Origin of the sequence: Mesorhizobium sp. WSM4887, assembly GCF_029625865.1 — a bacterium.
Lineage (GTDB): Bacteria > Pseudomonadota > Alphaproteobacteria > Rhizobiales > Rhizobiaceae > Mesorhizobium.
Window position 1 is genome coordinate 1721485 of record NZ_JARTVP010000001.1, and the last position, 9807, is coordinate 1731291.

The window sequence follows — 9807 nt, forward strand, 5'->3', positions numbered from 1 at the left end:
TGGAACCATGGCTGACTACATCATCGTTGGCGCCGGTCCGGCCGGTTGCGTGCTGGCCAACCGGCTGAGCGAGGAGCCGACCAATTCAGTCCTGCTGCTCGAAGCGGGCGGCAAGGATTGGCACCCGCTGATCCACATGCCGGCAGGCTTCGCCAAGATGACCAAGGGCATCGCTTCCTGGGGCTGGTCGACGGTGCCGCAGAAGCACATGAAGGACCGCGTCTTCTGGTACACCCAAGCCAAGGTTGTCGGCGGCGGCTCGTCGATCAACGCCCAGATCTACACGCGCGGCAACGCCCGCGACTATGACGCCTGGGAGAAGGAAGAGGGCTTGGCCGGCTGGGGCTATCGCGATGTGCTGCCCTATTTCAAGCGCGCCGAGAACAACCAGCGCTTCGCCAACGATTATCACGGCGATCAGGGGCCGCTCGGCGTTTCCAACCCGATCTCGCCGCTGCCGATCTGCGAGGCCTATTTCCGCGCCGGCCAGGAGATGGGAATCCCCTTCAATCCGGATTTCAACGGCGCCAGCCAGGAAGGCGTCGGCTATTACCAGCTCACCCAGAAGGACGCGCGGCGCTCCTCCGCCTCGGTCGCCTATCTGAAGCCTATCCGCGCCCGCAAGAACCTGACGGTCAGGACCGATGTACTCGTCACCCGCGTCGTAGTCGAGAAAGGCCGCGCCATCGGCGTCGAGATCGTCGACAAGCCGGGCGGAGAGAAGACGATCCTGCGCGCGGAACGCGAGGTGATCATCTCCTCCGGCGCCATCGGCTCGCCAAAGCTCTTGATGCAATCCGGCATTGGCCCGGCCGATCATCTGAAGTCGGTCGGCGTCACGCCGGTCCATGACCTGCCCGGTGTCGGCTCCAACATGCAGGACCATCTCGACCTGTTCGTGATCGCCGAATGCACCGGCGACCACACCTATGACAACTATGCCAAGCTGCACCGCACGATGTGGGCCGGCCTGCTATACGTGCTTTTGAAGAAGGGCCCCGTCGCCTCCAGCCTGTTCGAGACCGGCGGCTTCTGGTACGCCGATCCGACCGCCGCCTCGCCCGACATCCAGTTCCATCTCGGTCTCGGCTCCGGCATTGAGGCCGGGGTCGAAAAACTGAACAATCCCGGCGTGACGCTGAACTCCGCCTTCCTGCGCCCGCGCTCGCGTGGCACCGTGCGATTGAAGAGCGCCGATCCCGCCGATCATCCGCTGATCGACCCGAACTACTGGTCCGATTCCTACGATCGCGACATGTCGATCAAGGGACTGCGGCTGGCGCGCGAGATCATGCGGCAGAAGGCGCTGCAGCCTTTTGTGCTGCGCGAGGTGCTGCCCGGCCCTGCCCTGCAAAGCGACGCCGACCTCTTCGACTATGCCTGCCGCGCGTCCAAGACCGATCACCATCCCGTCGGCACCTGCCGCATGGGACATGATGCGTTGGCTGTGGTGACGCCCGATCTCAGGCTGCGCGGCATCGACGGCCTGCGGGTCTGCGACGCGTCGGTGATGCCGCGTGTCCCCTCCTCCAACACCAATGCGCCGACCATCATGGTCGGCGAGAAGGGCGCCGATCTGATCCTCGGACGCGAGCCGCTGCCGCCGGCCGTGTTCAAGGGCAATAAGGCGGCTTGAGGGGAGAACAATGATCCGCCACTGCGTCTTTGTCCGCTTCGGCGACGGCACCTCCGCCGCCGAGCGCGCCGCGATTCACGCCGATCTCGAAGCGCTGCGCCCGGCCATCGACGGCATGGGCAAGGTTCATTTCAGCGCCAAGGTCAGCCCGGAGCCGTTCGCGCGCGGTTTCGGCCATGGCTTTACCATCGATTTCCGCGATGCTGCCGCCCGCGACGCCTACTGGCGCACGAGGCGCATCAGCGCGCCGGCGCTCGCCTGGTAGCGGCGCTCGAAGGGGGCACCGACGGGCTGATGGTCCTCGACTTGGAGTTTACGGAAATGTGACCGCCGGTTGATCGGAAACCGGCAAATAACCCGTTCTTTTTTGCACTGCATGGAACATATCGTTCCTTTCGCGGATGCAAAGGAGCAGCGATTTGAGTCTCACCTCGGAGCAGAAGAAAACCGTACTCGCATCTTTCCTGGGCTGGACGCTCGACGCTTTTGATTTCTTCCTTCTGACATTCCTGCTCACCGATATCGCCGCTGAATTCCATACCGATGTCCCGGCGGTCTCCAAGGCGCTGTTCCTGACCTTGGCCACGCGATTCATCGGCGCGTTCCTGTTCGGCATGCTGGCCGACAGATATGGGCGCAAACCGCTGCTGATGCTCAACATCGTCAGCTACTCGGTGATCGGGGCGCTGGCGGCCTTCTCGCCCAATCTCGGCATCTTCCTGGCGCTTCGGGCGCTGTTCGGCATCGCGATGGGCGGCGAGTGGGGCCTTGGCAGCTCGCTCGCCATGGAATCCATTCCGCCCAGCGCCCGCGGCATGGTTTCGGGCATACTGCAATGCGGCTATCCGGCGGGATATCTGCTGGCGGCAGTTGTCTATGGGCTGCTCTACGGCCAGAAGATCGGCGATTTCACCTTCGGCTGGCGCGCCATGTTCCTGCTGAGCTTCGTGCCGGCGCTGATCGTGCTCTTCATCCGCTCGCACGTGCCTGAATCGCCCGCCTTCGTCTCAGGCCGGGCGCAGGCGCGGCCGGGTCTTCTCGTAACGCTGCAGAAGCACTGGGGCATCGCGCTCTATGCCGTGGTGCTGATGATGTTCTTCAACTTCTTCAGCCATGGCACGCAGGACCTCTACCCGACCTTCCTGAAGAAGCAGCACGGCTTCGATCCGCACACGGTGAGCTGGATCACCATCGTCGCCAATATCGGCGCCATTGTCGGCGGTCTGGCGTTCGGCGCGCTGTCGGAGAAGATCGGGCGCATAAACGCCATCACGCTCGCCTGCGTCATTGCCCTGCCGGCTATTCCGCTCTGGGCCTATACGACGACGCCCTTCATGCTGGCGCTCGGCGCCTTCATCATGCAGGTGGCGGTGCAAGGCGCCTGGGGCGTCATTCCGGTGCATCTCAACGAGCTATCGCCGGGCTCCGTGCGGGCGACCTTGCCTGGCTTCATCTACCAGGCCGGCAATCTGGCGGCCTCCTATGGCGGCCCGTATCAGGCCGGCATCGCCGAAGCGCGGGGAGGCAGCTATGGCTATGCGCTGGCATTGTTTGCCGGCGTGGTCGCCGTCTGCATCATCGTCGTGATCCGCTTCAGCCCCGAGAAGCGTGGCGAGGTCATGACCGTGATCGACCGGGAAGTCAGCCCAGTCTGAGCGCGACCACGCCCGCGACGATGCCCAGCGCCGCGGCGGCGCGCCATGCCGTCATCTTCTCGCCCAGCGCAAGCACCGAGATCAGCATGGCGAACAGGATCGAGGTCTCGCGCAGCGACGCCACCGAGGCGATCGGCGCCTTGGTCATCGCCCACATCACGATCCAGTAGGCGGCGCCGCTGAGCACGCCGGTGAAGAGGCCTGCCTTCCAGTCCCGCGCCAGCAGGGGCAGCGACTGTGGCCCGCGAAAGGCGATGCACAGCACCAGCGCCCAGAGCGCATCGCAGACGAACAGCCAGGCCGCATAGCTTTGCGCGGTTGCCGCCAGCCGCGCGCCGCTGCCGTCCGACAGCGTGTAGCTGGCAATGAAGATCGATGTGCCGAGCGCGAAGCTGACGGCGCGCAGATTGAACCGTTCAAGATGCACACCGCCGCGAAACGACATGACCAGCGTGCCTGCCGACAGAAGCACGATGCCGAAGATGGAGAGTGGCGCCGGTATCTCTCCGAGCAGAACGATGCCGCCGAGCGCGGAGAGCAGCGGCGCGGTACCGCGCGCCAGCGGATAGGTCTGAGCGAAATCGCCGGCCTTGTAAGCGCCGATCAGAAACGTCCGGTAGCCCATATGGAAGAAGACCGAGGCGAGGATGAATGGCCAGACCTCGGCTTTCGGCACTTCAACGAAAGGCAGCGCCAGCAGCGCCGCAGCCCCCATGCCGAGCGTCATCAAGGTGATCGACAGGAAGCGGTCGAGGTGCACCTTGACCAGCGCGTTCCAGATCGCGTGCATGGCGGCCGCCGACAGCACCGCGAGGAAGACGAAAAGCGTCATGCCCGCCTCACCCGCCTGCAAGCCTAGCGGCGATGCCTGGGGTTTCCAGATCGATATCGACCCTGAGCGGGAAATGGTCGGAGGCCACTTCGCCGATATCGGCGCTCACGGAACGCACCCGCCCGGCCAGCACGCCGCCAACGAAGCAATGATCGAGCCGGCGTTTCGCCAGCTTGCCCTCGATGATCTTTTCATGCGTGTGGAAGTCCGCCACCGGCTTGGCGGCGACGGCTGCGGCATCGACGAACCCGTCGATATAGACGGCGCCGCGATGATAGGGCGTGCTGCCGACGATGCGCCGGTATTCCGCACTTCCCGGCTCCATGTTGAAATCGCCGAGCCAGATCGCCGCCAGCGGGTTTTCCGGCTCCGGCTCGCCATTCGCCCAGTTGCGCTGCGGCTCGTCATCGGCGCCGCTCCAGGGACCGCCATCGGACGGCGCGCGGCGCTGTTCGGCGAGCAGATAGTCGATCTGCTCCAGCCGCTCTTCGGCCGCGATATGGGCAAGATGCAGCGAGAAGACCCGCACGGATCCCGCCGGCGTCCGGATCATGCACTCCAGTGCGGCGGTGCGCGTGTTGAGGGGCTTGAGCGTGCGGCGCAGCGGCAGCGCATGCAGCCGCGACCAGACGATCGGCAGCTTCGACAGAAGCATCGTGCCGAACTGCCTGCGGCGGTTGACGATGCGCCCATCACGCTTTTCGCTGGCGTCCATGTCGAAGGCCGGACCGTAGACCCAGTGATAGTCGGGCAGCAGCCTGGACAGGATTTTCGGCTGGTCGTCGCCGTTGCTGCGCTGCCAGTGCCGCTCCACTTCCTGCAGGGCGATGATGTCGGCACCGTCGACGAGGCGCGTGGCGCGCGCCAGATCGTAGCGGCCGTCGCTGCCGTAGCCGTACTGGATGTTGTAGCTGACCAGCTTCATCGATTAACCGGCTGAATATCCGGCCACGGCACTAGCGCCTCGGCCATCGCGTTGCAATGGACGCCATCGACATGCGGAATGGTCCAGTCATGACCGCCGACCCCGGCATCGTCTAGGTCGTGAGCGACTGGAACCGCCCCGCCGGCGATGCTGCCAGCTCGGACCAGTCGATTTCTTCTTCCAGACGGTGATAGGCTTCGTCGCCGATCGTACCGTCGCGGCGCAATTCTTCGAGCCTATCGCGCTGCCGCTTGATGGCATAGAGGCGCAGCCGGTCGTATTCGGTGGCCGCCTGCGCATCCTCAGGATTCTCGGCGATCTTTCGTTGGGCCTCGTACTGCTCGCGCACGACGTCCGCAGCGGCAGACGTCTTGCGGCTCAGGACGTCGAGCGCGGCTTCCATGATGGCAACGCGTGCCTGCGCCACTTCGCGATCTATCGTCGTATCCTCTTCGAAATTGAGCCAGCGCAGCAGCGGCTTCAAGCTCATGCCTTGCAGCACCAGCGTGCCGAGCACGACCGCGAAGGCGGCAAGCACGATCGGGTCCCGGCCAGGGAAATTGGCCGGCAGTGCAATGGCCACCACCAGGCTCACCAGCCCACGCATGCCGCACCAGCCGACAAGCAAGGCGCCCCCGAATGTCGGCGCATCCCGCCTTTGCTCTTTGCTGTCGAAGCGGGCGAACCGCCGTATGATCGCGACGTAGCCAAACACCCAGACGAGGCGTGCCACGATGACAACGGCCAGCACCGTTGCGGCGAAGACAAATTCATCGCCCTGCCCATCGCCGGAGAGCCTGCCGACGATCGACCGGGCCTGCAGGCCCATCAGCACGAAAGCCAGCACATTGAGCACGAACACTGCCGACTCCCAGACCGAGTAGGTGCTGACGCGGCGTCTGGCCGACATCTGGCGTGGCGCGGTGCGCGCGATGGTGATGGCATAGACGACGATGGTGATGATGGCGGAAAGGCCGATCCTGTCGGCGATGATCCAGACGGCAAAGGTTCCGGCAAACTGCACCACGGTGCTGCTTGCCGCATCCTCGATGCGCGTCAGCGTCAGCAGCGAGAGGCGGCCGAACAGATAGCCGGCGGCGACGCTGCCGACCGTCGACAGAAGGATCACCGGCACCGCATCGCTCAGCATGACCGAGCCGACCGCGGCCGAAACGGCGATGCGGTAGATCAGAAGCGCCGTGGCGTCGTTGAGCAGGCTCTCCCCTTGCAGGATGGCGTTGAGGCGGTGCGGCACCTTGAACTGGCCAAGCACGGCGCTCGCCGCCACGGCGTCCGGCGGCGCGACGATGGCGCCGAGCGCGATCGCCGCCGCGATCGGCAGACCGGCCATCTTCCAGCCGACGAAGGCGACGACCACGGTGGTGAAGACGACCGCGCCCAATGCCAGCAGCACCAGCGACAGCCGGTAGCGCTTCAGGTCGCGCAGCGACGTATCATAGGCGGCATCGAGAAGCACCGGCGCGATGAACAGGGCAAGCGCCAGTTCCGGATCGATCTCGATGGTCGGCGCACCTGGCAGAAAGGCGATCCCCACTCCGGCCAAGGCCAGCAGGGAGGGATAAGGTATCCCCAGCCATCGCGACAACGCCGTCAGCCCGACGGCGATCAGAAGCAGGATGAGGGTGAGCTCGAAAAGCGCCATGGCTCATCGTAGCGATGGAACCAGGCCTTTGGCACTGCAAAAAGCGATGGTGAATGGTGAATGGTGAACGGGCATCATCAGAGAGAATTCGAGCACGTAACGTGCTCTCTTCGCCGACTACCATTCACTTATTCACTATTCACTGTGCACCCTAGTGCAGCACCAGCATGTCGCCCGACGAGAAAGAGATGTCCGCCTTCTCGCCGACGACAGGCGGCGGCGTCGCCGAGTTGTTGAAGGTGTCGAGCGATACCGTGTTGCCGCCGATGCCGACGCGCACCCGGATGACCGAGCCGAGGAAATGCACCTCGGCGATCTCGCCCGAAAGGCTGGTGTCGTGGCCCGGCTGGCGTCCGAGCGAAATCGCTTCGGGCCGCAGCGCCAGCGACAGCGTGTCGCCGGACTTCGAGCCGTTGAGCTTTCCCTTCAGCGAGACTTCCTGCGTGTTGACCTGCACCTTGCCGGACGCGGCATCGGTGACCTTGCCTTCCAGGACGTTGAGCGTGCCGACGAAATTGGCAACGAATTTGGTCGCCGGCCGGTTGTAGATCTCGAACGGCGTGCCGACCTGCTCGGCCTTGCCGCCATACATGACCGCGATGCGGTCGGAGATCGACAGCGCCTCTTCCTGGTCGTGCGTCACGAAGATGGTGGTTATGCCGAGCTTCTTCTGGATCGAGCGGATTTCCTCTCGCAGCGAAATGCGCACTTTGGCGTCCAGCGCCGACAGCGGCTCGTCGAGCAGCAAAAGCTTCGGCTTCGGCGCAATGGCGCGCGCCAGCGCGATGCGCTGCTGCTGGCCGCCGGAGAGCTGGTAGGGATAGCGGTCGGCCATCTGCGGCAGCCTGATGATGTCGAGCATCTCCGCGACACGGGAATCGATGGCCGCCCTGGGCATGCCCGCCACCTTCAGTCCGAACCCGATATTCTGCGCTACAGTGAGGTTGGGAAACAGCGCATAGGCCTGGAACACCATGCCGATATTGCGCTGGTTGGGCTTCAGCCTGGTGATGTCCTTGCCGCTAACCACGATCTTGCCGGCCGAGGGCTCCTCGAAGCCGGCCACCATGCGCAACACCGTCGTCTTGCCGCAGCCGGACGGACCGAGGAAGGAGACGAATTCGCCCGGCGCGACATCGAGGTTGAAATCCTCGACCACGGTTGTGGCGCCGAAGGACTTTCGCACATGCTGGATGGAGAGGAACGGCTCGGCCATGGCTTTTTCTTTCGGTCGGTACTTCGCTCAATTGGGGCGGTTCGCCGATTTCGGCGCGAAACGGGACAAGATCTGGATCAGCGACATGCAGCCCCAGGTTATGACGAACGCGATGATCGACAGCGCCGCCGGCTCATAGGCGCGGTTGGCCACGAGATTCTGCAAATACGGGCCGAATGCCGGCCGGTTGAGCAGGCTGGCCATGGTGAATTCGCCGATCACGATGGCGAAGGTCAGGAATGCGCCCGAAAGCACCGCGATCAGCACATTGGGCAGGATCACGCGGCTGATAATCGTGCCCCAGCCGGCACCCAGGATCTGCGCCGCTTCCGTCAACGTGCGCACGTCGATGGTGCGAAGCCCGGTGTCGACGGCGCGGTACATGTATGGCAGTGCAAGCGTTGCATAGCCGATGACCAGCAGAGCATTCGCGCCTGGATTGGTTGCCAGGAACGGCAGCGGCGAATTCGACCCATACATCCTGATATAGCCGAAGACGATGACGATGGCCGGGATCACCAGCGGCAGCAGCGTGATGAACTCGACGATCGGCCTGATCTGCGGCATGCGAAGGCGGATCCAGTAGGCCGTAGGCACGACGATCAGCACGCCGAGGAGAATGGTGAAGATGGCGACGACCACCGAAAACATGAAGGTCGCCTGGAACTGGCTGTCGCCGAGCACGACCTTGTAGGCGTCCAGGGAATAGACGCCGCGGCGCATGCGCAGCGAGAACTCGATCGTCGCGATCAGCGGGATGAAGAAATACGCCGCGCCGAGGACAAAGACGACCCAGGCCCAGAACCTGCCGGATTTCATTTCAGCCACCTCTCCGAGCGCGTCCGGAACCAGATGTAGAAGATGTTGGCAAGCCCGGTGATGACGATCATGCCGAAGGCGATCGCGTAACCGAGATGGGCATTGTGCAGCACGTCGCCGCGGATCTGGGCGTAGAGCAGGATCGGCACGATGTTGAGCGAGGACCCGGTCAGCGCATAGGCGGTGGCGATCGCCCCGAAGGCATTGGCGAAGAGCAGGATCACGGTGCCGAGGAAGCTTGGCCACAGCACGGGGATTACCACCAAGCGCCAGTATTGCGCCTGGGTGGCGCCGAGCGTGGCGGCGGCTTCGCCCCATTCCCTTTTTAGTCCGTCGATCGCCGGCACGATGATGACCACCATCAGCGGGATCTGGAAATAGACATAGGTGATCGTCAGACCCCAGAACGACAGCAGGTTGAAGCCATGCGCATAGATGTTGAACCCGACCAGCGTGTTGAGAAGCACGGTGACGAGGCCCAGCCGGCCTAGGGTCGCGATGAAGGCGAAAGCCAGCGGCACTCCGGCGAAATTGGACGCGACACCGGAAAACGTCAGCGTCCCCGACCGTATCCAGTTGGGCAGGCCTCCGCGCACGATGGCGATGGCGATGGCAAGACCGGCGAAGGCGCCGATCAGCGATGACGCCAGGCTGACCTTTATCGAAATCCAGTAGGCGGCAACGATGTTGGCCGAAAAAAGCGCGACGATGTTGGCGAAGGTGAACTCGCCCGACTCGTTCTGCAAGGCGCCCAGCATCAAGTAGAGCGTGGGCAGGATCAGGAACATGACGGCGAAGACGAAGAACGGCGTTACGCCAAGCCATTGCGTCGGCAGCCGCATTGCGCGCGCTTCGCCGGGGGGCGCGGCCTTGCCTGCAATTGCCTGATTGGAAACCGAGAGATCGGTCATGCGCCGGCTACCGTTTTTGGGAAGGAGTCCGGGGGGGGGGGGGGGGGGCCGGCGCCGCAAGATGAGTTAGTAAAAAATGAAGACGCGAAAGGCACGCCCCGAGGGGTGTTTTGTTGGTTTTGGATGGGGGGGTGGGTATGAGGGGGGAAA

Annotated in this window: 8 protein-coding genes and 1 pseudogene; 3 read left to right on the plus strand and 6 right to left on the minus strand. The window is 63.9% G+C overall.

Annotated elements, in window-relative coordinates:
• Positions 1–7: 7 nt before the first annotated feature.
• From P9230_RS08210 to P9230_RS08220, 3 genes and pseudogenes are all read left to right on the plus strand, one after another.
• Positions 8–1636: a GMC family oxidoreductase N-terminal domain-containing protein gene (locus P9230_RS08210; protein WP_278118288.1), complete on the plus strand. Its 1629-nt coding sequence runs from the start codon at positions 8–10 to the stop codon at positions 1634–1636.
• A 10-nt stretch (positions 1637–1646) separates the two neighbouring features.
• Positions 1647–1963, plus strand: a pseudogene (locus P9230_RS08215) (Dabb family protein).
• Between the two features lie 74 nt (positions 1964–2037).
• Positions 2038–3291 carry an MFS transporter gene (locus P9230_RS08220; RefSeq protein ID WP_082953939.1) on the plus strand — a complete coding sequence of 418 codons (1254 nt, stop codon included), beginning with the start codon at positions 2038–2040 and terminating at the stop codon, positions 3289–3291.
• On the opposite strand, the gene P9230_RS08225 is transcribed toward P9230_RS08220, so the two are convergent.
• The 6 genes from P9230_RS08225 to P9230_RS08250 all read right to left on the minus strand — a co-directional run bounded on the left by P9230_RS08225 (position 3278) and on the right by P9230_RS08250 (position 9657).
• Complete coding sequence (locus P9230_RS08225) at positions 3278–4123, minus strand: EamA family transporter (protein ID WP_067002559.1); 846 nt, start codon at positions 4121–4123, stop codon at positions 3278–3280. The two genes, P9230_RS08220 and P9230_RS08225, sit on opposite strands and share 14 nt — an antisense overlap.
• A gap of 7 nt (positions 4124–4130) precedes the next feature.
• Complete coding sequence (locus tag P9230_RS08230; RefSeq protein WP_095823435.1) at positions 4131–5048, minus strand: endonuclease/exonuclease/phosphatase family protein; 918 nt, start codon at positions 5046–5048, stop codon at positions 4131–4133.
• Between the two features lie 112 nt (positions 5049–5160).
• Positions 5161–6711: a sodium:proton antiporter gene (locus P9230_RS08235; RefSeq protein ID WP_067002561.1), complete on the minus strand. Its 1551-nt coding sequence runs from the start codon at positions 6709–6711 to the stop codon at positions 5161–5163.
• A gap of 151 nt (positions 6712–6862) precedes the next feature.
• Positions 6863–7927, minus strand: coding sequence for an ABC transporter ATP-binding protein (locus P9230_RS08240; RefSeq protein ID WP_095778821.1), 1065 nt, complete (start codon positions 7925–7927; stop codon positions 6863–6865).
• A gap of 27 nt (positions 7928–7954) precedes the next feature.
• Positions 7955–8746, minus strand: coding sequence for an ABC transporter permease (locus P9230_RS08245; protein WP_067002564.1), 792 nt, complete (start codon positions 8744–8746; stop codon positions 7955–7957).
• Positions 8743–9657, minus strand: coding sequence for an ABC transporter permease subunit (locus tag P9230_RS08250; RefSeq protein ID WP_278118291.1), 915 nt, complete (start codon positions 9655–9657; stop codon positions 8743–8745). Before P9230_RS08250 ends, P9230_RS08245 begins: the two co-directional genes overlap by 4 nt.
• Positions 9658–9807 lie beyond the last annotated feature (150 nt).

Excerpts from the sequence above, each read along its gene's own strand:
- P9230_RS08240 (WP_095778821.1), bottom strand. The coding sequence starts at position 7,927 with ATGGCCGAGCCGTTCCTCTCCATCCAGCATGTGCGAAAGTCCTTCGGC.
- P9230_RS08225 (WP_067002559.1), bottom strand. The coding sequence starts at position 4,123 with ATGACGCTTTTCGTCTTCCTCGCGGTGCTGTCGGCGGCCGCCATGCAC.
- P9230_RS08245 (WP_067002564.1), bottom strand. The coding sequence starts at position 8,746 with ATGAAATCCGGCAGGTTCTGGGCCTGGGTCGTCTTTGTCCTCGGCGCG.
- P9230_RS08220 (WP_082953939.1), top strand. The coding sequence starts at position 2,038 with ATGCAAAGGAGCAGCGATTTGAGTCTCACCTCGGAGCAGAAGAAAACC.
- P9230_RS08210 (WP_278118288.1), top strand. The coding sequence starts at position 8 with ATGGCTGACTACATCATCGTTGGCGCCGGTCCGGCCGGTTGCGTGCTG.
- P9230_RS08230 (WP_095823435.1), bottom strand. The coding sequence starts at position 5,048 with ATGAAGCTGGTCAGCTACAACATCCAGTACGGCTACGGCAGCGACGGC.
- P9230_RS08235 (WP_067002561.1), bottom strand. The coding sequence starts at position 6,711 with ATGGCGCTTTTCGAGCTCACCCTCATCCTGCTTCTGATCGCCGTCGGG.
- P9230_RS08250 (WP_278118291.1), bottom strand. The coding sequence starts at position 9,657 with ATGACCGATCTCTCGGTTTCCAATCAGGCAATTGCAGGCAAGGCCGCG.